This window comes from Embleya sp. NPDC005575 (assembly GCF_040605455.1).
GTDB lineage: Bacteria > Actinomycetota > Actinomycetes > Streptomycetales > Streptomycetaceae > Embleya.
In genome coordinates this window covers 1-23161 of record NZ_JBEXCV010000006.1, presented here as the reverse complement: position 1 = coordinate 23161, position 23161 = coordinate 1, and the positions used below count along the sequence as shown (strand labels likewise).

Below are 23161 nucleotides of genomic sequence, written 5' to 3'. Positions count from 1 at the left end.
CAACGGAAGGGCCGTGAACGACCGCGGGCCGCGACGGGCACCGTCACGGGATGAAGGCGAGGGACGCACGCCTGGCGTGGCCTCGGCACGTGAGGTGGTTATGTAATGCGGGCCAGGCGTTGCCGCGCCACACGGCCTGTGGCGTCCGGGAGCACGGCCCGCGGCCGCGGTTCCGCCGATCGAGCCCGTCACCGTTCACCACCGCGTCCCGGTCTCCAGTGCTGCTTCCGCGCGGGGGTGGCGGTCGTGGGCCTGCGTGCACGCGGCGGTCACCAGGACCGCGCTTGTCGCGACGACAACGGCCACGACGCGTGCGTCACGGCATCGGCACCGATACGGCCGATGCGTCGCGCGCGGTTCAGGACGTGACTCCCTCGACGGATGAACTCGGCTTGTCTGCCGGGGAGATCATGCGGGGTACCGGCACAGGAAGCGACAGGGAATCCGCTCCCCTGTTCATCCGGCGTCGTGAGATTCCCGCTCGCCACCGCTGTCGGTGTCGATGCCTTCGTCGAAAAGCACGCCGCAAAGTCCTCGGGCTGGACCCAGGACATCGCGGCGCCGGTGCTCCGCCAACGGGCCGCTGTTCGCCATGGTCCGTCGCCGATCGGTGGTCGAGAGAAGCTTCGCCCGGCTGGGACGCCCTCGGCGGTTGTGCAAGGACTACGGTTACCGCCTTGGCAGCTCCGAGAGCGCGGCCCACCTCGCCACCATCATGCTTCTGCTCCGCCGAGCCGCAGCAAGGTCCTGAACGACCCTTCTCAGAGCGAGTCGCCGGGTTGCGGGCTTTCGGGCCCGACCGCGGGTTCACCAGAGTTTGCCCCCGTCCGCGATTAGTCTTCCGTCCCGTCCGTAGGCCAGGAGCAGGGCGTGGTTGGTGTAGGTGGCGGCTATGGCGAATCCTCGGGCGCCTGGGAGGCGACGGTCCTCGATCGGTATGGGCGCGGTCAGGCCAGGGCGTACTCGTTGGGACAGGAGGGGGCCGCTGCCGGGACCTTGGGGCAGGAGGGGGACGTCGTTGGTGCCCGCGACAGGGACGAAGACCAGGCGCGCCACCTCCGGTCCGACCTGACCCTGGAACGTCACCGGCCGGTGGCCCCGACCGCCCCCGCCACGAAAGTTGAGTTGTCGACCGTCGCAGATCCGGTATCACGAAAACCAGCGCGTAGCCGGAGATGTGAAGCGCCGCTCGGGCGTATGGGGCGGCTGATGCGGTGGTGTCAGTCCGAGATCGCGTGCCGGGTGGGGGCGCGGGGGCGGCGGCGGTAGGGGGCAGTGAGGAGTGCGGTGAGGAGTCGTACGAAGGCGAGGGCGCCGTCCGCGTCGCCGGCCTGGCGGGGGAGCTGGAACAGCGGGCCGACTGCGTCGATGCGGACTTGGTCGCGGGTGAGCACGAAGTCCAGAGCCAGCATGGCGGCTCGGCCGTTACCGTCGGGGAACGGGTGGAAGAAGACCACATCCAGGTACGCGCGAACTGCACGTGCGGACAGGGCGATTCCGGGTTGTGTCGCCTCGACGAGGCACGTGTCGAAGGCAGTGCGGGTGTCAGTGTTCAGGGCATAACGCTCCCGGCCACCCTTTGCGAAAGCCGGGCCGTCGCGGAACGGCACGGTGGGCAGGGCCAGTACGTCGCGCTGCCACGCCTCCATGAGTGCGAAGGAGAGGGGAGCGCCGCGTGCGGCGTCGGTGCGCGAGCGGTTCAGGGCCGTACCGAGGCGGGAGGCGCGTTCAGGGTCGCGGTCGCGGACTACGGTGGCTATGAAGTCGGTGACACCGTCGCGGATTTCTGCGCCTCGGGGAGGTGGTTCCGTCGACTCCGGCCAGGGGGTTTCCTGCCGGACGCAGCGCCACAGGGCCAGGTCGTCATGCACCGGACAGCTCGGTGGCGATGGTACGGGCGACTTCGGCGGCTGTGCTCTCGGAGGCCGTGACCCAGCTGGAGAATCGGCCGTTGGTGGCTGTCCAGAGCAGGTCCTCGGCGCGCTCGGGAAGTACGCCTGAGGCGGTGAGGAACCAGGACAGGATCTGTTCGCAGTAGCAGTACCAGAACTCGTCCTCGGCGATGCGTTCGACGGCCATGGCTATCAGGCGAACGACCGCCTGCTCCCATCGCTGCGCCTGAGTTTCGGCGTCGTTGAGAAGAAGGCTGAACTCGTCGAAGAACGCGCCTAGTTCTTCCAGCCACTCACGCCAACCGAGCAACGAATCGGCCGCCATGCGTCGGGCCGATTCGGGGTCGTCGGCCCAGTATTCGTGGAGAAACTTCTGCTGAGCGGTGCCATCGGGTGGGGGCATCGTCAACGAAGCCCAACCGCAGGCCCAGATGCCGTACCGGTCGACGAACGCGTGGGAGATGTCGTGCTGCCAGGCCGACTCCCGGCCGGCACGAGGATCCGGAACCATGCTCGGAACCACAGTGGGGTCGAAGGGGTGCGTAGCGGGGTCGACGTCCTCCCAGGTGAGGCCCAAGGGGTCGATGCTGAATTTCATTGGGCCATCCTCTCTTGTCGCGTCAGCTTGGTGGCGGTGGCCCGCGCTGACGGGACGATCGGGTGTGTATTCGTGTTGCCTGCGTTCGGGCCTCGGGCGTGTCTTAAGAATCATGGCTTGAGCCAAAGGAAGATCGCGGCGACGTGGAGTGCGGCCTGGTAGTTGGTGGCGAGCTTGTCGGTGCGCATGGCGACGCCGCGCCACTGTTTGAGCCTGTTGATGCAGCGTTCGACGGCGTTCCGCAGGCGGTAGGCGTCGCGGTCGAGGCGTCGCGGTCGGCCTCCGTGCCGGCCGCGCCTGTTGCGGTTGGCCTGCTGGTCGGCGGGTTCGGGGATGACTGCGCGGATGCCGCGTCGTCGCAGGTGGGCGCGGATCGCGCGGGAGGAATAGGCTCGGTCGGCGAGCACGACGTCAGGCCGGACACGCGGTCGACCGACCGCGCGCGGGACCCGGATCGCGGCCATGACGCTCGTGAACTGCGGAGCGTCGCCGTGTTGTCCGGCGGTGACGACGAACGCGAGCGGTCGGCAGCGGCCGTCGGCGGCCAGGTGGACCTTGGTGGTCAGCCCGCCGCGTGACCGGCCGAGGGCATGGTCGACCGGCTCACCTGCGAGCGCCCCCTTTTCGGGGCGCCCGCGGCGTGCTGGTGCGCGCGGACGATCGTGGAGTCGACTCCGACGAGTCAGTCCAGGTCGCCGTCGGCGTCCGCCCGGGCCTGCAGCGTCGTCAGGATCCGGTGCCAGGTCCCGTCGCGGGCCCAGCGGGTGAACCGGTGGAACACCGTCTGCCACGGCGTTCTGTGGAATCAGGATTGTCAAGAATCTCCTGCTTTCCCCTGTCGAACTTCGATGATGGGCAACAACGTTGCGGTCGCGGGAACGCCGATCCCCGAACGCGCAGGGTCCGGTGGGCCGGGTCGAGGTCGTCGGTCCGCAACGAGCACAACTCCTCGCGCCTCAGGGCCGCGTCGTAGGCGAGGGCGAGCATGAGCCGGTTGCGTACGGGCTCCTTGCGCGCGACGTCCAGCAGGTCGAGCCACTGCCGCTCGCTCGGGATCCACGGCAGCTTCTTCAACCGGGGCACCAGCCCTCGCTGGTTCCCGCCGAAGGCGCGACTCGGCGTGTAGCGTCCGCGGCCGACGGGATTGGACTCCTGCAGCCCTTCCTCCATGAGGTAGTCGTAGAACAGCCGCACCGGCACCAGACGCTGCTGCAACGTCGCGTTCGCCATGCCGTGCAGCAGGAACTGCCGCACTCCCGTGAGGATGTTTCGGATCCGAGCCGGTTCGCGTGCGGCCTTCGCCCCGGGCCCGGGGTACACCAGCCCGCCGCCCGAAGGGCGGTCAATGCCCGTGACCTGATTCGAGCCGAACTTCAGCCAGACGACGAACAGCCCGAACTCCTCGGCCGCCACCCGCCAGTCGCGGCCCGTTCGCGTGCACCAGCGCAGGTACAGCGCGACGTGCCCGGCGTACGTACGGGTCGTCAGCTCGGCCTGGTCCTTGCCGAACCGGACGTGACGCAGAAACGCGTCCGCCTCTGGTACGACGACCAGGTCCTCGTCCAGCACGGTCCAGTAGCGGACACCGGACGGGAGTTGAACAGGAAAGGCCCGCAAGGGTCTCCTCCGATCTCGTGTGCAACATGCCGCAACGATCACGACAGCCCCAGAGATGCGAGGAAGAACCCCAGCTCACCCGATGCAGTGCATCGTCACACCACACTCGGCGAAGCCCGGGAGAACGATGTACTCCAACACGGCCGGCCGCGGGTCCTGGGCGACTCTGGCGCGGACGACGTCGACGTAGGACTGGCTGCCGAAGCCGCGCACGACCAGCACCGGTACGCCGAGATCGGCCAACCAGGAACTGAACATCCGCCGCAGGGAGTCCTTTCCCGCCGCGACGTACACGGCGACCTCCCGGCCGCGGCTGCGGTCCAGCCGGAACCAGTCGGGCGCCTGCTCCAGGAACGCCGCGTTGTCGGTCCAGGCCGGCGGGACGTGGACCTCGCGCAGGGTGTCGACCAGGTCGGGGAAGCGCCCCTCGCGCCGGGCCCGGGCCAGACGGGAGGACAACCGGCGGTACATCGACGGCGTGTTCGGCACCAGGTGCTCGGAGATCGCCCGGTACCAGAGCTGTTCTCCACCGTTTCGCTGTCTCATGAGACAGCGACCCCTCGTCAATCGAGTGGTGAGGGAGGAGAGTGACAAGCGCGTGACGGCGGCGGGGCAGGGCAGGAGTCTCGTGCGGCCAGGGAAAATCCCGTGCCTGGGGCCCTGTCCAGGGCTCAGACTGCGGGGATGGATGGAGATGCCTTGCCCCCGGTGGCCGTCACACCTTCGGAGCAGTCGAGTGCTGAGCTCGGGTATCCCCCCGACGCCCGGCTGCTGATCGTCAACTGTGATGACTTCGGGATGTATCCAGCGATCAACGCCGCAGTGGTCGAAGCGATCGAGCAGGGGATCGCCGGTTCTTGCAGCCTGATGACCTTGTGTCCGGCAGCGCCGGATGCCATGCGACGTCTGCGCCGACGGCCCGGGATGGCGTTTGGGATCCACCTCACCCTGGTCTGCGAGATGCCTCAACTGCGGTGGGGGCCGATGACCGCCAAAGAGCAGATCCCCTCACTGCTGGACAAGGAAGGCCGTCTGTTCGCGCCGACGCCCGCCGGACGTGCCGCTCTGCTCGGCCAGGCCCGGTTTGACGAGATCGAGCTGGAGTTCCGAGCACAAATCGATGCCGTCGCTGACGCGGGGCTCACTCCCACCCACCTGGACTTCCACTGCCTGGCCGACGGGGGACGCGACGACATCCTCGACCTGACACTGGGGCTGGCCGCCGAGTACGGTCTCGCGGTGCGGGTCTGGCTGGAGCCCGGACGAAACGCCGTGCGGCAGCAGGGACTCGTGGTCATCGACAACGACTTCCTGGACAGCTTCTCCCTCGACATCGAAGGGAAAGAGGCCCGGTATCTTCAGTTGCTGCGCGATCTGCCCAGCGGGCTGAACGAATGGGCTGTCCATCCCAGCCTCGCCGACCAGGACTCCCAGGCCCTTGACGACGGTTGGCTCGTTCGCCGCACTGACTACGAGTTCCTGACGTCGCCCCAAGCTCATGAGGCTCTCCGCCAGGAGGGCATCGTGGTGATCGACTACAAGCAGATCCAGCGAGCCTGGACGCAGACCATCAGCCCCCGATGAACCGCGTCGCCCCCGCTCCAGCGAGCCCGTGAGCGGGAGGCGGGCTACTGCCGGCGGAAGGTGTCGATGGCAACGACACTTCCGGCCCTGGATGCGAGGTGCTCGCGGAGAGCTTCGTTGTCGTGGTGGAGTGCGGCGATGACGGTGGCTGCGGCGTCGAGGCGGTGCCGGAGGTGGGTCTGCTCGCGCTTTCTGGTCCGCAAGCCCGGTGCCTTCCCTGGCTCCACAGCCCTCGAACAGGCCCGCTCGGCAGGCAGGTTCACCCCGGTCCACGACGCCTGGTGGGACCAGGCCCGCAAGATCCATGGCGAGCGGGACGGCACCCGGGCCCTGATCGAGGTGCTCCTGCTGGGGCGTCACTTGCCCCATGAGCATGTCGTCGCCGGCCTGGCTGCGGCCCTGCGGGCCGGGGCGATGACCGCTGACGCGGTCGCCCTGGAAGCCCGCAAGGCCGCCCAGGCGGAGACCGAGCCCGCCCCCGCAGCGGACCGGCTGGTTCCCGGCGAGCCGTCGGCGACGGTGACGTCCCTGCACGAGTGGCGGCTCGCGCACCTTCCTGCGGACACCAGGCCGCTGCCCTCGGTGGCCCCCTATGACCAATTACTCCGACGCCGTCGCACCAGCGGCGGCGACCACCGTGAGGGAGAAGCACAATGACCCTGCTCCGCCAGCGAGGCTTGACCGAACAGGCCGCCGACGCCGCCATCGACAGCGCCTGTCGACTTCTGCGGCTGCCGTCGATCCGCAACGAGTTCTCCGACATCGCCGACCGGGCGATGAAGGACCAGATGACCTACCGGGGCTTCCTCGCTGAGCTGCTGATGACCGAGTGCGACGACCGGTCCCGCCGCCGCTCGGAGAGGCGGATCAAGGCAGCCGGATTCCCACGGGAGAAGTCCCTGCGGGCCTTCGACTTCGACGCGAACCCCAACATCGACGCGGCCACCATCCACACCCTCGCCAGCTGCGAGTGGATCAAGAAGAGCCAGCCGCTCTGCCTGATCGGGGACTCCGGCACCGGCAAGTCCCACATGCTTATCGCACTGGGCACCGAAGCGGCCATGAAGGGCTACCGCGTCCGCTACACCCTCGCTACGAAACTGGTGAACGAGCTGGTCGAAGCGGCCGACGAGAAGCAGCTCAACAAGACCATCGCCCGCTACGGCCGCGTCGACCTCCTCTGCATCGACGAGCTCGGCTACATGGAACTGGACCGCCGCGGCGCCGAACTCCTCTTCCAGGTCCTGACGGAACGCGAGGAGAAGAACAGCGTCGCCATCGCCTCCAACGAGTCCTTCGGCGGCTGGACCAAGACCTTCACCGATCCACGCCTCTGCGCGGCCATCGTCGACCGCCTCACCTTCAACGGCACGATTATCGAAACCGGCACCGACTCCTATCGCCTCGCCACCACCCGCGCCCGCTCCGAAGATCAGGCAAAGGCCAACTGACAGCCTCCGCCCACTTGCTCTGCGGTCCGCCATCCCTGCGGCGGTTGTGTCCGGGGCTGCGCGGCGTGCTATCGGCTCAGCTGCGAGCGCAGAGCGGTGATGAACCAACTGAAGACCGGCGCGAGAGTAGGCGGTACCGGCCAGCCATTGATGGTCGACAGAAGCTGCCAGTAGCGCTCCGCCCTGGAGTCCGCACCGGTCTCCAATCGGGTGACGAGCCATTGCCGCAGGTCGGCATCGTCGGTGCGTCCGAACGTCTCGCCATAGAGACCAGCGAGGGAATCGACGATGAGTGCCGCCTGGTCGGACTCCGGCTGGATTCCTGCCGCGAGAGCTTCGCCGACCTGCTCACGCACCGCAGTGGTCAGATCATGATGCAGGCCGGTCGTGTCGCCCTGCGCCCGCTCCGCCGCCTGGTGTTCGGCCATCCTTCGGATGGCGGCCCGGAAGTCCGTGTCCTGACAGAGTTCTCCGAGTTCGACCCATGCCTCGACCTGTTCGGGCGCCGGATCGTCGGTGAGTTGGGGCATGGCCGACCGCATCATGGCTACGAACTCCGGGTTGGCGTCAAGCCCGCCGAAGGTGTCATCGATGAAGTCGGTCACCAGCCGCTGCCGTTCGCTGTCGGAAAGCTTGGCGAGTTTGTGCATGAGATCCAGCTCCTCAGGTGTAGGACCACGCTTGGCTACCGCTCTCAGTACGGATCGACGCAGACGGAGCGTACGAATTTGCACGTCCAGGGCATCGGCGTGCGCTGAGGCCACTTCGGGGACGGAGACTTCCCGGTCGAGGACCTTCCTGATGACGGAAAGGTCCAGCCCGAGGTCGCGCAGGGTACGCACGAGATCGATACGTGTGACGGCGTCGATGTCGTAGAGCCGGTAGCCAGCCGGGCTTCGGTCAGTCGGCGGCACGATTCCCGCGTCGGAGTAGAACCGAATGGTCTTCACCGTCAGCCCGGTCCGCCGGGCAAGATCACCAATCGAGTAGAGCGCGTCGCCGTTCATGTGCTCCACCCTGCTGTCTCCCCCTACTGGAGACACAAGCGGTTAAGCCCTCCGGTTGAACGAACCGTGCCTTCAGAGTCCCGACAGGGATCGCACCAGATCTCCCGAAGTGCCGTCATTTCCCGTGAACACTCGCGGGCTCCCTGGACCCTGATCGCCGTTGAAACTCGTCGACAAACGCTGTCTTTACAAGTCAACGAAGCCACGAGCGACTCCAATCCCCGCCCGCCCTCGCGGACCGTGATCGCCCGCAGCCCGGCCGGCATCCGCGCGATCGTGAAGGTCCGCCGATCACCGGCCAGGACCCCGCTCATCCTGCCGGTCTCCTCGTCGATCCGGTCCACCACGAACAACTCGCGCCGGCGGCGACTCAGACGTGCCGCCGAGCGCTCGACGATCTCCGCCCGCTTCAGCAACAGATAGGTGTCCACCAGGTCCAGCGCGGCCGCCGGGACGTAGGCGTCGCGCGCCCGCCCGTACTTCGCGCAGGCCTGCAACCGGAACTGCACCGGATCCGGGCCCCGACGGGCGCCCACCCGGGCAACAGCACCGAGGACCACTCCCGCTTGCGCATCCCCGTCAACAACGCGAGTTCGGCCGCCGCCTGGCCCCGGTGCGGGCACCAGCCCCGAAAGCCCGCATCGACATCCCCGTCCGGATCCTGGCCACCCAATCCCACGTCCCGGAAGTACAGGTACTGATCGATCGTCAGATGGCGGACCTGCATCTCCCGCACCATCCCGCTGCCGTACCGCTTCGCCAACCGCAACGGCCGACGCGCCACCCGCCCCTGCTCGACCAGCCAGTCGTAGAGACCGTTGACGGTGGCCGCCTCGCGATCCCACGTCGACTCGCCGATCGGCACCTGTTGCAGCACCAGGCGCTGATGCCGGTAGGCCACCAGGTCCGCCTCGGTCGCGGACACCACGTCGGTGCCGCGCGCCGCCAGGAAGTCCATCAGCCGCGACACCACGTAGGCGTACGACCGCATCGTCTCCGGATCGCGGTTCCTGTGCGCCAGATGCCGAAACCACGAACAGACCGGCTCCACCGGACGCATGTCCCCGCCCAGGAACACCGGCGTCCCGTCCGGAATCACCCGGCGGTCCAGCAACTCCACCGCCCCCGCCGACCCTGCGGGCAATGCCGCCGCGTACCGCTCGACCAACGGTCGCTTCACGAAGTACAGGTCCAACTTCCCTCTCCCCTTGGGACATCACATAGGGGAGAGAAGAGCAGGCCAGATCGAACTCGATCAGCAGAACGAGATCAAATCACTCGTTGTGGTGAGACATTCCCAAACTATGCAGAGAAGAGCTGTCTCAGGTCACGCCGGCGTCGTACTCGGCGACGATTTCCCGGGCCCGGTCGACCACGACCGGCCAGTGGACGCGCTCCATGCGGTACATGTACCCATCGCCCCGGCGCCGGCCCGGACACGGGGTGGGGTGACCCGAACGTCGCAACGCCCGCATCCGCTGTTTCCTGTCCTCGTTCACCGGGCGTCGGCGTCCCGAGGTGGGCGCGGTCCGGGCCTTCCTTCCCCGAGGACCCGGAACCGCGCCCGGGGTGTACCTGCCCGCAAGCCGACGGTTTCACGGGTCACCCATCCGGGTGACCCCTCGTCCCGGGCCCGCCCGGGCCCACCCGTGATCGGAAGGCGATTCATGACGAGCACCGTCCCCGACCTCGGCGACCCGAGCGACGCGAACGCCCGAGCCCTCGCGCTCTTCGGCCGTCACGAGGACGGCACCATCGCCTGGCCGTACGGGATCGCCGACCCGCCCCGACGCAACTACCGCACCCGCGACGACCCCGACCCCGACGCCGCGTTCGAGACGGCCCTGCGCGGACGCCGCGACGCCCAACGGAGCCTCGTCGCATGGGCCCAGCGCCACGGGCTGCGCCCGGACGGCCTGGGCTGTTGCCCGCAGTGGCTGCGCCGGCGGGGCAGCGCCGGATGCCCGTACGGCGAGTGCGACCGGTGGCGCTGGACGGACCACGTCACCACCTGGTCCCTGCGTGGGCAGCCGGTCGCGTTGACGGCGGCGCCGTACGGGGTGGACGAGGACGAGCGCGCCGAACTCGAGGAATGGGTCGCGGAGTACCCGGACCTGGCGGTGGCGTACGGCACCGGCTGGTACGGCGCCGACACCACCCAGGTCCTGTTGTGGCGTCGGGATCGGATCCCGCCCTCGCACCGGCGTAGTGCCCCCGGCGGTCAGATCGGATCGGGTGCGCACAGTCGACAGTTCCGGCGTCGTCGCGGACGGCGCCGGAGTTCGTCCGCGTTGAACAGGCGCGGCATGCTCGGGAGACCGATCGCGCCGGACGTGTTGCCGAGCCCGCCGGCCCGGGCGGCTTGCACCGCCCAGCCACGCCAGGGCCGTGCACGCCGGCCCGGGCGGCCTGCACCGCCCAGCCACGCCAGGGCCGTGCGTACGGTTTCCTCCGAGGGCAGCGAGCGACAGTCCCAACGGTGCAGGACGCTTCCGGTGGAGCCGTGCGCGTAGGTGCGACCGCTGTCGAGTTCCCGCTGCCACCGGGCGAGGTCCTCCTCGGCCCCCGCCGGGTCCGCTCCCTGCCCGCGCACGTGCGGCACAGCACAGATTCCTCGTGGCAGGCGCAGTCGTCGCAGTGTGAACACCGCAGACACCCCTGGGGCTCGTCGACGGCGATCGCGTGGACGGTGAGCGTGTCGTGCGTGTCGTTGCCGTGGCGTCGCGCACGCTCGGAGGCGCGTTGCGCGCCGAGCACTTCCGCGCGCAACACACACCGAAGTTGCATGGCGCCCAGGCATTGGCACAGGTCGTCGGCGATGTGGACTTCTGTCTGTTGTTCTCGTCGAACGCCTCGTGGTTCGGCGGCCCCGGCCTGGTCGCTTATGCCGCCGCCAACGCCGCGCTGGAAGCGTTCGCGGAAAACCGGTGGCTCGTCGGCGACGAACGCTGGCTTGCCGCCACCTGGGACGGCTGGCGACTCGACGGGGAACCGGAGCACGAGGTCAGGACCGAACTCGACCGGTTCGCCTTGGCACCTGCGGAATCCCTGCACATGGTCGAGAAGATCGTGACCGCGGCTCGGTCTGCGGTGACTGTAGTGTCCAAGATGGACGTTCGCGCGCGCCACGAGCGTTGGGTCGCATCGGCCACGGTCGTCGAGACAGCGGAAGCCGGGCCGGTGACAGGGGCCGACCCCGTGTTCGCGGACGACCTCGAGGCCGAGGTTGCGGCACTGTGGCGGGATGTGCTCGGCGTGGCGGCGATCGGTCGGGATGTCACGTTCCCCCGACTCGGCGGCCACTCGCTGATGGGCCTGCGGCTGCTCAGCCGTATCAAGGACCGCTTCGGGGCCGACCTGCAGTACGCGTCACTGTTCCGGCTCGACACCGTGGCCAAGATGGCGCAATGGATCAAGCAGAACGCGCCCGGCCGCACCGTCGAGGCCGCACCGGCCGGGCGCAGCCAGACCTTGTCGCAACTCCTGAAGAAGGTGACCGATGTTCCAGCTGGCCGGTGAGCGCCTGACACTGCGGGACTTCGTCCCCGCGGACGAGGCCGCGCTGCACGAATTCTGCTCCGATCCGGTCGTCACCGAGTTCACCGACTGGGGCCCGAACACGGTCGAGGACACCCGCTCCTTCGTCGCGGACGTGCTGGCACGGCAGGACATCACGCCCCGCGAGACCTGCCCTCGCGGCGGTCCTCGCTGACGGCACGTTGATCGGCTCCGTCGCGGTGTGGGTCGACAGTGCCGCACACCGCCGCGGCGAATTCGGATACGTGTTCCACCCGAGGCACTGGGGCCGGGGATACGCCACCGAAGCGGCGGAAATGTTGCTCGACATCGGCTTCCGCACACTGGGACTACACCGGGTCACGGCCACCTGCCACCCGGACAACGTCGGGTCGTGGCGCGTGCTGGAGAAGGCGGGTATGACTCGTGAAGCGCGGATGCGGGACCACAAGCTCGCCCGCGGGACATGGCGGGACTCCCTGCTGTACTCGGCCATCGACCCCACCGCGTGAGAGCATCCGCCACCGCGATCCCCCTGCCTGAGCAGGGTCGAGGACTGGCGCGGTGGGGTGCCGGGCCGGCGATCGAACTCGCGGCGCGATCGCATGCGGCGATCCGCTCCCGGCAGTAACGCAGCAGGAGTTCCGTGGTGACCTCCGGGCCGTCGCTGCGGCCGATGGTGAGGATAGGCAACTTCTTATGCCAGCTACCGCTGCGGACGAATTTTCCCGAGCCATGGTGATGAGGGCGGGCCCAATCGAGCGAGCCCGTGGACTTGAATTCATGAAAAGAGTCACAATAGTCGACAACAATTCAAGTGCTCGCGTAATGGCTCTTACGACATCGAATCGCCTCGGCTACAATGATAAATTGATATTCGGTACCGCCGATAAATATGGCGTCCTGATATATACGGGAGATCGAGACTTCCTGAGTGCTGCCGCTCACCATGGAGTGCGGATCTTTGCAAGGAGTCACGACCCCGTTTCATTCACGGGTCAGTAATGGGAAGTAATTATTGAATCGTCACTGCGGGTCGGAGTATCGGATGCAAGAAGAATGTGAATCGAATTAGATGTGCGTTAAGGTATTTGTGCTAATGGATCACGGAAGGATCCCATCCCCATGAGCATTCCCGAGTATCTACAGGAGGCCTATGTCATGCTCACTTCTGCCTATCCTAATGGAGTCCCTGATGCCGAGTATCCGGCCCTTGTTGGTGCGTTGAAGGAAGGTATGTCGCTGAGAAATATCGGAGATGTATTGGCTGAACTGATTGGGCAGGATCCAATCGAAGGGTACTTGGATGCACTGGGCTCTGATTTGCCAAGTGCCGATCCAGATGTAGCTCGTGTTCGTGAAAAGCTAGCGGCTTTCGGGTGGGATCCAGAGATATTGTGAATGGACACGGGGTTTCATGCGGCCAGTGAAAGTGTATCGGCCTCGGTTGCGCGTTCCTCGAACGCGGCCGGGCTGAGGTAGCCGAGGGTGCTGTGGCGTCGGCGGTGGTTGTAGAACGCGATCCAACGGAACACGTCGAGCCTGGGGGTTGTCGCCGGTCACGACGAGGATCTCCGCGGCGGTGTCCACGCCGATGCCGAAGGGTTCGAGCAGCTGCGGGGCGACCCGCCGGACCAGGCCGGCGATCATCTTCGTCAGGTCCTTGGCCTCGGCGTCCAGGTACTGCCACCGCTTCGCGAGCGTCCGCAAGGTGTACCAGAGAGCGTCCTCGGGTCCTTCCGGACGCCGAGGACGCAGGGCCGCCGGCTGCCGCGCCAGCGTGATCTGGGTCTTGCCGGCAGTTTCCCGGCGCAGGGTGTGATCTTTCGGTGTGGTGTCGGTGGTTGTGGTGTCAGTGGTGGCTGGTCGGGTCCCGTGGCTGGTGTGTGGGTGTGGCGGGGGCGTCGGGGTGCGGGCTGTCGGGTTCGGTTGCTGACACGGGTGTGATCGCCGGTCTCGGTGTCGCTGTCACGGCCTGATACACCCCCACTTGGTCGGGTGGCTCGTAAACGATGGTTCCGGTGTGTCGGGGTGGTTGCTCCCGGTGGGATCACTCGTGTCGTGTGGTGTATCGCCCGCGACCCCCGTGGTGGGGGAGAGGCCGAGGGATGACCGGTGGTTCGGTGGTCGAGGACGTGTTGCCGCGACACGCGGTGCCACGGGCGGCTTTGGTGGCCCGCCTGGTGGAGTTGGACACGCGGGACGCGTTGACGGCGGCGCGCGTGCGGGCGGGCGCCCAGGTCGCGGGGGTGCATCAACGGACGGTGTGGCGGTGGCTGGGCCACGCCCGCACGCACGGCGCGGTGGATCGGCTTCCGCGCCGGCGTTTCGAGATCGACGCCCCCGGCTGGGCCGTGCTCGCGCAGGCGGGTGGGAACGTCGCCGTGTTGCACCGGCACCCGACCGACACCACCGCCGACCCGGACGCGGTCCCCTCGCCGAGCACGCTGCACCGGGTGGTGCGCAGGGACCGCGAGGCCGGGCGGGAACTTCCCTCCCGCCGCGTCCTGGCGCCTGTCCGCGAGGTCGAACGCGCCCGTGACGCCCTGGCCGACCTCGCCCTCGACCGTCCCGGAACCGACCCGCCCGCCCACACGACCCCGGCCTCGCTCGCCGACACGCCGCACGCGGCACGCAGCCCCTCCCGCCCGGGGCCCGCCGACACACCGATCGCGACCGACACGCGTCCCGCCTCTCCCACGCCGGCGCTCCCTCCCACCGCGGTCGTGGTGCCCACGACCGCGGTCGCGGCGGCGGCCGCCACGACCGAACCACCCTCGCCACCGCCGGCATCGCCTGCGTCAACACCGGCCGCGGCAAGACCGTCGCGATCCACACCGCCCTGGCCCAAACCCCTCACGCGAACGCGACATGGGTCCGCGCCCCGCTGTATCCCACCGTCGCCGAGTTCCGCCGCGCCCTGTTCGAGGCCCTCGCCGTTCCCGGCCGTTTCCCCCACCGCTCGTCGTCCATCGACGCCGCCCTGATCACCGCCCTCGCCGCCGCTCCCGTACGACGGCTGGTGGTCGTGGACAAGACACAGCGACTGCCCCGACCGTGCCTGGAGTTCCTTCACCTGGAAGTCACTGCGACCGAACGGGCTGCCGCGACGTCGCCGGTTGGGCTTCACGTTCGGAATGTAGGCCGCAGTCAGGTCGGCGATGCCGGTCGAGGTGGACTGGCCGTCCGCGTCGAGCGAGTCGACCAGGGCGGCGGTGTCGGCTGCTCCGCCCCGGCTGTTTTGAAAGGTCTTGTCGGCTGATCATGTGTTGACCGTTGGGTTTGCAGGATCTGGGATTTGGATCTTGACTGCCTGGCCTGGGTTTTGCTGTCTTGATCGGCTTTGTCTGGCGTGTGGTCTGTGGTTTTGCGGGATCCGGGACGGGTGTTGAGTTCCGTCGGGAAAACCCGTGGACGGGGGATGGGGTCGCCTCAAGGATGCTGATCTTGATGTGACGCGGCGATCACCTGCGGTCGGTCCTTCTCGCGTCGGCTGCTGGTGTGTTTGTGCTCGGGCTGCCGCTGGTGTCCACGTACTTGTCTGTGTGCACCGCCAAGTACAGGGAAATGTGCACCAGCAGCTCCCGTTCGGTGGTCCGGCTCAGTCCCGTATCGTCTGCTCTCGCAAGGATTGGAGAGCGGTGAGGAGGGATCTGTTGGAGGAGAGCGACGCACGCAGATGTGCCGAGGAGTTCGGCCGAACCCTGACCGACCGTTGGGATCGGTGGGCCTTCAAACTTGGCCTGCTGGCGACCCCGGCCATCAGGGGCGTCTATGGATTCTACTGGTATCCCACGGCGAAGGACGATCAGGGGCGTCAGATCAGAATCGGGGGAAACTGGCCCATCATCGTCGACCCGGACACCGGCGCATGTCGACTCGTTGACGGCACGAAGGAGATGGCCGTGCTCACAGGCCTTTCAGGAGCCGGCGTGGTCCGCTTCCGCGACGCCTCCGCTCGTCGGCGGCGCCGCAAGGGCAGCTAGCCATGCGAGGGAGCCGGCCGGGAGGAAGTCAGGCTGCGTCGGTGTCGCGTGCGATGGCAGCGAGTCGGTTCTTGAGCCGGTAGCTGGGGCCGTTGATGGAGATCACGTCGCAGTGGCGCAGGAGGCGGTCGAGGATGGCGGTGGCCGCGTCCGCCATTCCCGGTCCGTCGTCCAGGGCCCGGAATTCGATTCCGGCGTGTTGCCCGGTGCGCGCGATCCGCAGCATGATCGCCCGGGCGACGGCGTGCTTGACCAGGTTGGAGGCGGCCTCGGGCATGGCCGGGGCGACGTCGCCGGCCCGGTGCTCGCCCGATCCCGTCCCGATCCGGGCGGCCAGGCGGGAGGCGGCCGTCCGGGCGCCGGTGAGGTTGTCGTGGAACCACGCCACGTCCTCGCTCTCCAACGGTACGACGCTCACGGCGTGCGCCCGGCGGCGCACGCCGGGACGGCGGTCCGCTGCGTGTCGGTAGGGCTGTGGTCCACGACGACTCCCGGGGTGAAAGGGCCTGCCGGTGGATCCCACCGATCCTGCCGGCGGCAGTCTGCCCCCGAACAGGCGCGGTGATCGCCTTCGAACACGTCCGACCGAACCGCGGGGGCCGCCTCGTGGGAAGGGAGGGCGGGGCCGTCGGGAGGCCACGGTGCCGGGCAGGTTTTGTGTGCCCGGAGTCCCCAAAAATCTGTGGTGTCCGGAGTAGACATCGGGTTCTGGTGTGGTTATGGTTTCTCTCGTAGCCCAGAGAGACAGCAGGCCCTGGCAGAGACGAACTGCCGGGCGCAGTACGTGTAGTGGCAGTTCGCAGGACGGTGTGCTGGTGGAGTCCCGAAGCCAGGGTTGTCGCAGGACGGCGACGGGACTGACGGCCGCACCGGGTGAGCAGTACCGCGAGTGCGGTTCGCAGTATCCGCAGTGAAGTCGAGTGAGCAGCACCTCGGTGAAGGCGTCGGCTGTGGGCGCGCGCATCGGGAGGTTCGGCGGTGGGGTTCCAAGCCAGAGCAGTCGCAGGACGGGCGATCGGGGCTGGCCGTCGAAGGGTGGTGCCGGCACGGGCCACCGAGCGGTTCGCGGTATCCGCAGTGGAGTAGGTGAGCAGCACCTCGGTGAAGGCGTCGGCTGTGGGCGCGCGCATCGGGAGGTTCGGCGGTGGGGTTCCAAGCCAGAGCAGTCGCAGGACGGGCGATCGGGGCTGGCCGTCGAAGGGTGGTGCCGGCACGGGCCACCGAGCGGTAGGTGTCACCGGAAGTACGCACAACCGATAGAGCAACACCGCATTACGCAACCGAGGAAACAACGAAGGAGTGGAAGCGCCATCGGGATCGCCCGGGCGGAAGTCTCGAGCCCGGGTACCGCAGGACATCGTTAGCGAGGTGGTCTCCGGTCAAGCAACCGCGATCCCCGCGCTCCCGACGGTAGTTCGGTCGGGTCCGCGGAAACAGTAGGCCGGCGCAGTATCGGGGCCGGCAGGTGGTGTAGCAGTTCCTTCGGGGCCCTGGATGCCGAACGGCACCAGGGCCCCTCCACGTTCCACAGAGAGGCACGATGACAGCAGACGACTCGTACGGCCGTCTCGACGACGACGACTTCCCGGCCTACACGATGGGCCGGGCCGCCGAGATCCTCGGTACCACCCAGGGCTTCCTCCGCGCCGTCGGCGAAGCCCGCCTGATCACCCCACTGCGCTCCGAGGGCGGCCACCGCCGCTACTCCCGCTACCAACTGCGGATCGCCGCCCGCGCCCGCGAACTCGTCGACCACGGCACCTCCATCGAAGCCGCCTGCCGCATCGTCATCCTCGAAGTCCAACTCGAGGAGGCTCGCCGTATCAACGCCGAATACCGCGGCGCCGCCGCATCGGCGGACCGAACGGCCGCGGCCTGAGTACCGCCGCGCCGGCCAGGGCGGAGAAGGATCGCGTACATCTCGCCGTCCCGAATTTCACACCCCGTTGGTGCGCGCAGAGTTCTTCCGACGGGAACACCGCGCGCTGAGCCGGACGTGACTTCGGCTCTACACCCGACCCGACATCCGAACTCACGTCCACCGCATGCCGAGCGCGTCCAACGCCGCGACCCGCTCGGCCGGCAGCTTCGGCCGCCGGGACCTGGTGGTGGTCACCCACACCCCCGGGCGTACGTCCTCGCGCCACCCGTCGAACGCCGTCACGGTCTCGACGTGCCCGCGGGGGACTTCGAGGTGCCCGACCCGCTCCCGATACGCCTTCGCCGCGCTCAACGCGATCTCGAACGCCTGCTCCCGACTCCGCCTGCTCCCGACTCCGCCTGCTTCCGACTCCGCCTGCTTCCGACTCCGCCTGCTTCCGACTCCGCCTCCGCCTGCTTCCGCCTCCGCCTGCTTCCGACTCCGCCTGCTCCCGACTCCGCCTGCTCCCGACTCCGCCTGGGCCTGGACCCGTCGGGCGCCTCGGCCCCCGGCGGCGCCACGGCGGTGGCGGCCGCAGCCCCGGGCGGGGTCAGCCCCAACTCGACCAGGCGCTCGCGCTGCTCCCGGCCGACGTGTGTGGGGTGCCTGCCCCCAGTCGACCGGATGGTTCTCCGACCACACGCGGGCCAACTCCTGCTCGTCACGCCAATCCTCGAACTGCTCGGCCCAAGGCGTTACCGCGGCCATCGCCTGGGCCTCAGGACCCGCCAGGCGGCTGCGAACCTCGCGAGGGATGTCCTCGTAGTAGCCGATGTACTCCCCGCGCACCAGGTGAAGGCTGTCCTTGTCGTCCCCGGCCTGGTGACCTTGCGCAGGAGACTGCGCACCGACTTCTCGTCCATGAAATCGACCTGGTGTTCCCAGGTCGCTTCGAGCAGGACCAACGCCAAGGCTTGGGCGTGATCGGGCGAAGCTTGAAGATGCAGCCGGACGCGGATGAACTCGCGCATGGGGCCACTGTCGCCGCGTTGGTCCGCACCGGCTCCCGCCGGCATGATCACGATCTACAGCTGGAGTACTACTGAGGTTTCCGTTGTGATGTCGCTTGGTTGGATTTCATTTCCTGGGTCGGATGACAAGTCCGGTTTCGGCGAGACATCCGTCGATGAGGTGGGGGCGTCGTTGGATGTGGCGGAGGCCCCGTCTGATCGTGCGGACCAGGTGGTCGGAGTCGGTGAAGGCGACGTTGCCGGTGAAGCCGCGGCGGACCAGGGACCAGATCCCCTCCACCGGGTTCAGGTCCGGCGCGTAGCTCGGCAACTGTCGGATCGTCAACCAGTCGTGGTCGGCGGCGTACTTCCGCATCCCGGATGCGAGATGGGTGTTGAGGTTGTCCCGGATCAAAACGATCGGACCACCCAACTGCAGATGCGCGCGCACCGCCAGGTCGCGGTAGTCCGTCCAGGCGAAACTCCTGCGTTCCCCCTTGCGGCGGGTGCGCAGACGGGGTCGGTAGATCAGTCTGGGGCGTTCGCCCGGTTTGTAGCAGGCCAGGGCGGCGATCGAGACCCGTCCGCGGGAGCCGCCCCGCACCCGCACCACCGGTGTGGTCCCGCGTCGTCCCCAGGTACGCGCTCGCGGCGGCGTCATCGACATCCCGGCCTCGTCCTCGAAGACGATCCACGCGTCGAGCGCCGCCGCGGTGCTTCCACCGACGGCCACGTCTCCCGAACCCAACCCCGCACCGCGTCCTCGTCGCGCTCGACCGCCCGCCGGGCGGCCTGTTGGCACGACCACCCGGCCCGCCGCAACAGGTCCCACACCCCGTGGATCGAGTACGTCACGTCGAAACGACGCCGGATCACCGCCCGCACCCGCATCAACGTCCAGCGCTGATCCTCCCAGCCATGGGCCCTCGGGCCCAGGTCCAACTCCCGCTCCAGTGCCGCTACTTGCGACGGGTCCAGCTTGGGGACCGACGCGGGCCCGGCGGACCGCAGGCCCTCGACACCCGCCTCGCGCCAGGCACGACGCCACCGCTCCACCGACCGACGCGCCACCCGTAACTCCGACGCGATCACCGCGTTGGACTCACCCCGCCCGAACCGATCCGCGGCATCCAAACGCAACCGCTCCCGCGCTGCCCGTTCCCTGGAAGTCAACCCACCACCCTGCGCATACCGCATATCCACGGCATAGCGCAGGGATCTTCAACCGTCCACGACATCACGACGAAAACCTCAGTAAGCCATGCAGGTTGGTTCCTGTCGGTGTCAGAAGTCGCCGGATGTCATATTCGGACAGCCCATTGAGCTTCCACAACAGCCCATCACGCGCGTTCTGAAGAACATTCCGCAAGTCCTTCTTGAAGTCCATCCGCAGGTCCTTCTTGAAGTCCATAGGGTCATCCTGACGTCCAAAGAAACTCCCTTCACCCAATTTCCTACACCGAGGTTTCCGTAAACCAGCCATCGAACGCCCCTTACCGGCCAAACCCGTAAAGAACACCCCCCGCCTGGTGATCCCCGGAGAAAACTGCCAAAGGAGCGGCCACTCCCGGCCACCCGACACGTGTGCGTCCCTCACAGAGGGGAGGCCGTCATGGCCTTCATGCGTCTCAAGAACACCGGATTCACCGCCGTCCTCCCCACCCTGGACAACCCCAGGAACCTGCTGTTCTACCGCAGGGGTGCCACGGTGGCGCAGGTCAGCCAGACGGCCCTGGTCAGTGACGGGCCGCTGAGCAGCGCGTACGGCACCAAACTCGCCGGAATCCCCGAGCCCTTCGCCGGCTCCTGCGACGGTGCGCTGCACATCATCCCGGGCGACTCGAACTACGACCTGGTCCTCTTCAACGGTGACAACTGCCTGCGGTGGCGGGCCGGCGTGGGCCAGGTCTACAACGGTGCGGTGTCCGGGCTCGCGGGGTTCGGGACGAGGCTTCCGGCGGGTTACACGAGTGACGTCGACTGTCTGATCTCGCAGCCGTGGAACGACAGTTGGCAGTCGATCCTGTTCAAGGGAAACCGCTGCGCGGTGCTCAACTGGTCGTACGGCGTCAGTTACGAAGGCCCGGTCAACGGTCTGTCCGAGGCCGGGTGGAAGAAGCTGCCGGACGAGTTCCTGGGCGACTTCGACCACGCCGTCATGCTGGACATGGACGGGTCGACGCCCCGTACGCTCTTCATCAAGGGCGACCGCGGCATGATCTTCCACTGGGCCAACGGCCCGGAGAAGACCGGAAAACTCGTCGAGTCGAACGCGGGACTCGGCGCGCTTCCGGCGGCGTACAAAACGCTGTTCAAACCGGCCACCGGCCGTTACACCGGAGCCTCCGGAACGACCAGCGTCGAGCTGCGTGTCGACGTCGACGGTCCGTTCACGCAGCGGATGGTCAGCGGTGACCTGTTCACCGTCGCGGGCGGCACGACGACGTACGCGAACTCGTTCATCGTCGACACGCCGACGATCACCGCGACGAACGAGAGTGTCACCGTCACCGGAACGGCACGCAACGCGAACAACGCCACGACGCAGCCCGCAACGGTCGTCCTCAGCCGGACCCAGCCCGGCACCGCCACGCTGACCCTCGGCGCGGCCGGGGCGCAGGTGCAGTTCGCGTGCAACCTGGCCTCGCCGTACCTGCGCACGGTCGACATGGAGACCGACACGATGACGGGCACCCGGGCGTTCGGCAGCTACAACACCGCGAACGCCCCGCGGCCGTACGGAATGCGGGCGCGGGTCATGACGGTCGCCGACGCGTACGCCGACATGGGCATCGAGCTGCGCAACATCAACCAGTCCAACGAGGTCCCGGTCGCTTCGGCCGGAGCGGACCTGCGCTGGTCGTCGGCGGAGCTGCACGCGGCGATGGTCGCCAACTTCAGCGAGCAGCGCGACGTGCCGCAGTGGAAGCTGTGGACGTTCGTCGCGACGCGTTACGTGGACGACGGCATCCTCGGCATCATGTTCGACCAGCAGGGCAGCCAGCGGCAGGGAATGGCCGTGCTGTGGAAGGAACTGGAAAACTACGGTCTGCTCGGCGGCCGGGGCGAGTTCCACACGCACGTGCACGAGCTGGGGCACGCGTTCAACCTGCTGCACTCGTGGCAGAAGAACATCGCCCAGCCGCCGCAGCCGCTCGGCCCGAGCAACGGCTACGGCGACCTGTCGTGGATGAACTACGACTGGAAGTACCAGTCCCCGCAGGGCAACGGGCAGGAGCCGTTCTGGGCCGCGTTCCCGCTGCGGTTCACCGACTCCGAACTGAAGCACCTGCGGCACGGTTTCTACCGGAACGTCGTCCCGGGCGGATCCGACTTCATCATCAACTCGATGATGACGGCGCTGGAGGACTTCAGCCCACCACTCACCGACGAGTCGGGTCTGCGGCTGATCCTGACGGGCAAATCGGAATTCGTGTACGGGGAACCCGTGGTCGCCGAGTTCAAGCTGGCGCTCGACGGAACCCGCGCCTCGGTCGAGGTGGCGCCCTCGCTCGACCCGCAGGGCGAGAACCTGGCGATCGCGATCACCGACCCGTCGGGGGCGACCAGGCCGTGGCGGCCGATGATCCGCAAGTGCGAGGGCCACGACCGCCGGGTGACGCTGGACGCGGCGAACCCCGCGCTGTACGCCAGCTCCTACCTCGGCTACGGCGCCGACGGCCTGACCTTCGAACAGCCCGGAACGTACCGGATCCGCGCCGTCTACAGCTCCCCCGACGGCGCCCGGGTGGTGTCGCCGGAGCAGGTGATCCGGGTGCGCCCGCCGTTCGAGCGCGCCGACGCGGCCGTCGGCGAGCTGCTGATGGGCGATCAGCAGGGCACGCTGCTCACCGTGCTGGGTTCGGACGCGCCGCAGCTCCAGCAGGGCAACGACGCGCTGGACGAGCTGCTGGCCGTCCACGCCGACCACCCGCTGGCCGTCTACGCCCGCATGGTGAAGGGCACGAACGCCGGACGGCACTTCCTGACCCTGTCCGACGGCGAAGTGTCGGTGCGCCGGGCCGACACGAAGGAGTCCATCAACCAGCTCAACGCGGTCGTCGACGCTTCGACGGGTGTCGGCTCGGCGGCGACCGCCATCGACAACATCTCCCTGAACGAGACGATGCAGCGTCTGGCCAGGGCGCACGCCCGGGAGGGTGACTTCGTCCAGGCGGACGCGGTCCTTGAGCAGCTGGTGGAGACGTTCGAGGACAAGAACGTCCCGCCGGCGGTCCTGGAAACGATCCAGAACCAGGCGGACGCGGCGCGGGAGGCGATCCGGGAAGAGAACAGCTGAGTTCTCCCGGGTGGGCCCTGCACGGGCCCACCCGGCTACTTCAGGTGTGAGTTCTCGGGTTTCTTTGTGGGTGAGTCAGGCTCCGGGTTGTGTTCCCGGGGTTCGGTTGGACGGGTCCGTGTTTTCCCGTTGTGTCGTTTGACCTGCGGGGATCGCGGGGTGTCCGGTTCCGGTCGGGGGCCTGTGGCGTGGTGGCCTGCGGTTCCGTGGTTCGGCTGGAATGCCGGATGTATCGCGGGACTCCTTTTGGATTCCGTGTGTCCCCGCGGAGTCGGGCGTCGCCGCCGGGTCGGGGCGGGTGGCGGTGCGTGATCGCGCTCGGATCGGTGAAGGGCGCCG

Annotated in this window: 25 protein-coding genes and 5 pseudogenes; 14 read left to right on the top strand and 16 right to left on the bottom strand. The window is 68.0% G+C overall.

Annotated elements, in window-relative coordinates:
* Nucleotides 1-807: 807 nt before the first annotated feature.
* From ABZS54_RS03240 to ABZS54_RS03215, 6 genes and pseudogenes are all read right to left on the bottom strand, one after another.
* A complete protein-coding gene (locus ABZS54_RS03240) occupies nucleotides 808-1086 on the bottom strand; it encodes a hypothetical protein (RefSeq protein WP_355530416.1) in 279 nt (92 codons plus the stop codon).
* Between the two features lie 134 nt (nucleotides 1087-1220).
* Complete coding sequence (locus ABZS54_RS03235) at nucleotides 1221-1871, bottom strand: Fic family protein (RefSeq protein WP_355530414.1); 651 nt, start codon at nucleotides 1869-1871, stop codon at nucleotides 1221-1223.
* Nucleotides 1864-2490, bottom strand: coding sequence for a hypothetical protein (locus tag ABZS54_RS03230; RefSeq protein ID WP_355530411.1), 627 nt, complete (start codon nucleotides 2488-2490; stop codon nucleotides 1864-1866). Before ABZS54_RS03230 ends, ABZS54_RS03235 begins: the two co-directional genes overlap by 8 nt.
* Nucleotides 2491-2600: 110 nt before the next feature.
* A pseudogene (locus ABZS54_RS03225) lies at nucleotides 2601-3283 on the bottom strand (IS5 family transposase); the annotation flags it as partial.
* Nucleotides 3217-3660, bottom strand: a complete 444-nt coding sequence (locus ABZS54_RS03220; protein ID WP_355530652.1) for a site-specific integrase — start codon at nucleotides 3658-3660, stop codon at nucleotides 3217-3219. The pseudogene ABZS54_RS03225 and the gene ABZS54_RS03220, both read right to left, overlap by 67 nt.
* Nucleotides 3661-4182: 522 nt before the next feature.
* The gene (locus tag ABZS54_RS03215) at nucleotides 4183-4653 is read right to left on the bottom strand and encodes a hypothetical protein (RefSeq protein ID WP_355530408.1); all 471 of its coding nucleotides are present in this window, start codon (nucleotides 4651-4653) and stop codon (nucleotides 4183-4185) included.
* 138 nt (nucleotides 4654-4791) lie between these two features.
* On the opposite strand from ABZS54_RS03215, the gene ABZS54_RS03210 reads away from it, so the two are divergent.
* The 3 genes from ABZS54_RS03210 to istB all read left to right on the top strand — a co-directional run bounded on the left by ABZS54_RS03210 (nucleotide 4792) and on the right by istB (nucleotide 7142).
* Nucleotides 4792-5691 (top strand): polysaccharide deacetylase family protein, encoded by a 900-nt coding sequence (locus ABZS54_RS03210; RefSeq protein ID WP_355530405.1) that lies wholly within the window; start codon nucleotides 4792-4794, stop codon nucleotides 5689-5691.
* Nucleotides 5692-5829: 138 nt separating this feature from the next.
* Complete coding sequence (locus tag ABZS54_RS03205) at nucleotides 5830-6348, top strand: hypothetical protein (RefSeq protein ID WP_355530402.1); 519 nt, start codon at nucleotides 5830-5832, stop codon at nucleotides 6346-6348.
* Complete coding sequence (gene istB, locus ABZS54_RS03200; protein ID WP_355530399.1) at nucleotides 6345-7142, top strand: IS21-like element helper ATPase IstB; 798 nt, start codon at nucleotides 6345-6347, stop codon at nucleotides 7140-7142. Before ABZS54_RS03205 ends, istB begins: the two co-directional genes overlap by 4 nt.
* Nucleotides 7143-7210: 68 nt before the next feature.
* Here the strand turns inward: istB and ABZS54_RS03195 are convergent, their stop codons facing one another.
* The 4 genes from ABZS54_RS03195 to ABZS54_RS03180 form a co-directional block, all read right to left on the bottom strand.
* Nucleotides 7211-8149, bottom strand: a complete 939-nt coding sequence (locus tag ABZS54_RS03195) for a MerR family transcriptional regulator (protein ID WP_355530396.1) — start codon at nucleotides 8147-8149, stop codon at nucleotides 7211-7213.
* A 23-nt stretch (nucleotides 8150-8172) separates the two neighbouring features.
* Complete coding sequence (locus ABZS54_RS03190) at nucleotides 8173-8580, bottom strand: hypothetical protein (protein ID WP_355530393.1); 408 nt, start codon at nucleotides 8578-8580, stop codon at nucleotides 8173-8175.
* Complete coding sequence (locus ABZS54_RS03185) at nucleotides 8559-9344, bottom strand: site-specific integrase (protein ID WP_355530390.1); 786 nt, start codon at nucleotides 9342-9344, stop codon at nucleotides 8559-8561. The genes ABZS54_RS03190 and ABZS54_RS03185 overlap by 22 nt, the downstream gene beginning before the upstream one ends.
* Nucleotides 9345-9471: 127 nt before the next feature.
* Nucleotides 9472-9624 carry a hypothetical protein gene (locus ABZS54_RS03180; protein ID WP_355530388.1) on the bottom strand — a complete coding sequence of 51 codons (153 nt, stop codon included), beginning with the start codon at nucleotides 9622-9624 and terminating at the stop codon, nucleotides 9472-9474.
* Between the two features lie 192 nt (nucleotides 9625-9816).
* On the opposite strand from ABZS54_RS03180, the gene ABZS54_RS03175 reads away from it, so the two are divergent.
* The 6 genes and pseudogenes from ABZS54_RS03175 (at nucleotide 9817) to ABZS54_RS03150 (ending at nucleotide 13066) form a co-directional block, all read left to right on the top strand.
* Complete coding sequence (locus ABZS54_RS03175; protein ID WP_355530385.1) at nucleotides 9817-10662, top strand: hypothetical protein; 846 nt, start codon at nucleotides 9817-9819, stop codon at nucleotides 10660-10662.
* A 169-nt stretch (nucleotides 10663-10831) separates the two neighbouring features.
* Nucleotides 10832-11668 (top strand): KR domain-containing protein, encoded by an 837-nt coding sequence (locus ABZS54_RS03170; RefSeq protein WP_355530382.1) that lies wholly within the window; start codon nucleotides 10832-10834, stop codon nucleotides 11666-11668.
* Nucleotides 11649-11804, top strand: a pseudogene (locus ABZS54_RS03165) (GNAT family N-acetyltransferase); the annotation flags it as partial. The gene ABZS54_RS03170 and the pseudogene ABZS54_RS03165, both read left to right, overlap by 20 nt.
* A complete protein-coding gene (locus ABZS54_RS03160; RefSeq protein ID WP_355530649.1) occupies nucleotides 11731-12177 on the top strand; it encodes a GNAT family protein in 447 nt (148 codons plus the stop codon). The pseudogene ABZS54_RS03165 and the gene ABZS54_RS03160, both read left to right, overlap by 74 nt.
* Nucleotides 12178-12229: 52 nt before the next feature.
* Nucleotides 12230-12670 carry a DUF1308 domain-containing protein gene (locus ABZS54_RS03155; RefSeq protein WP_355530379.1) on the top strand — a complete coding sequence of 147 codons (441 nt, stop codon included), beginning with the start codon at nucleotides 12230-12232 and terminating at the stop codon, nucleotides 12668-12670.
* 120 nt (nucleotides 12671-12790) lie between these two features.
* Nucleotides 12791-13066, top strand: a complete 276-nt coding sequence (locus tag ABZS54_RS03150; RefSeq protein ID WP_355530376.1) for a DUF3349 domain-containing protein — start codon at nucleotides 12791-12793, stop codon at nucleotides 13064-13066.
* A gap of 14 nt (nucleotides 13067-13080) precedes the next feature.
* On the opposite strand, the pseudogene ABZS54_RS03145 reads toward ABZS54_RS03150, so the two are convergent.
* A pseudogene (locus ABZS54_RS03145) lies at nucleotides 13081-13203 on the bottom strand (IS3 family transposase); the annotation flags it as partial.
* A 1253-nt stretch (nucleotides 13204-14456) separates the two neighbouring features.
* Here ABZS54_RS03145 and ABZS54_RS03140 point away from each other — a divergent pair.
* Nucleotides 14457-14927 (top strand): ATP-binding protein, encoded by a 471-nt coding sequence (locus ABZS54_RS03140; RefSeq protein WP_355530646.1) that lies wholly within the window; start codon nucleotides 14457-14459, stop codon nucleotides 14925-14927.
* Between the two features lie 394 nt (nucleotides 14928-15321).
* On the top strand, nucleotides 15322-15651 hold the full coding sequence (locus ABZS54_RS03135) for a hypothetical protein (RefSeq protein WP_355530373.1): 330 nt from the start codon (nucleotides 15322-15324) through the stop codon (nucleotides 15649-15651).
* A 28-nt stretch (nucleotides 15652-15679) separates the two neighbouring features.
* Here ABZS54_RS03135 and ABZS54_RS03130 read toward each other — a convergent pair.
* Nucleotides 15680-15796 (bottom strand): annotated as a pseudogene (locus ABZS54_RS03130) (ATP-binding protein); the annotation flags it as partial.
* A gap of 1395 nt (nucleotides 15797-17191) precedes the next feature.
* On the opposite strand from ABZS54_RS03130, the gene ABZS54_RS03125 reads away from it, so the two are divergent.
* A complete protein-coding gene (locus tag ABZS54_RS03125) occupies nucleotides 17192-17530 on the top strand; it encodes a MerR family transcriptional regulator (RefSeq protein WP_355530370.1) in 339 nt (112 codons plus the stop codon).
* 153 nt (nucleotides 17531-17683) lie between these two features.
* Here the strand turns inward: ABZS54_RS03125 and ABZS54_RS03120 are convergent, their stop codons facing one another.
* A complete protein-coding gene (locus ABZS54_RS03120; protein WP_355530644.1) occupies nucleotides 17684-18280 on the bottom strand; it encodes a helicase associated domain-containing protein in 597 nt (198 codons plus the stop codon).
* Nucleotides 18281-18492: 212 nt separating this feature from the next.
* Between ABZS54_RS03120 and ABZS54_RS03115 the strand changes: the two genes are divergently transcribed.
* The gene (locus ABZS54_RS03115; protein ID WP_355530367.1) at nucleotides 18493-18618 is read left to right on the top strand and encodes a hypothetical protein; all 126 of its coding nucleotides are present in this window, start codon (nucleotides 18493-18495) and stop codon (nucleotides 18616-18618) included.
* Between the two features lie 31 nt (nucleotides 18619-18649).
* Here ABZS54_RS03115 and ABZS54_RS03110 read toward each other — a convergent pair whose 3' ends face one another.
* The 3 genes and pseudogenes from ABZS54_RS03110 to ABZS54_RS03100 all read right to left on the bottom strand — a co-directional run.
* Nucleotides 18650-19183 carry a transposase gene (locus ABZS54_RS03110; RefSeq protein ID WP_355530641.1) on the bottom strand — a complete coding sequence of 178 codons (534 nt, stop codon included), beginning with the start codon at nucleotides 19181-19183 and terminating at the stop codon, nucleotides 18650-18652.
* A complete protein-coding gene (locus ABZS54_RS03105) occupies nucleotides 19180-19719 on the bottom strand; it encodes a winged helix-turn-helix domain-containing protein (RefSeq protein WP_355530364.1) in 540 nt (179 codons plus the stop codon). The genes ABZS54_RS03110 and ABZS54_RS03105 overlap by 4 nt, the downstream gene beginning before the upstream one ends.
* 52 nt (nucleotides 19720-19771) lie before the next feature.
* Nucleotides 19772-19909: pseudogene (locus ABZS54_RS03100) on the bottom strand (DUF664 domain-containing protein); the annotation flags it as partial.
* A 225-nt stretch (nucleotides 19910-20134) separates the two neighbouring features.
* On the opposite strand from ABZS54_RS03100, the gene ABZS54_RS03095 reads away from it, so the two are divergent.
* Nucleotides 20135-22822 carry a hypothetical protein gene (locus ABZS54_RS03095; protein ID WP_355530361.1) on the top strand — a complete coding sequence of 896 codons (2688 nt, stop codon included), beginning with the start codon at nucleotides 20135-20137 and terminating at the stop codon, nucleotides 22820-22822.
* The last annotated feature ends 339 nt before the right edge of the window (nucleotides 22823-23161 follow it).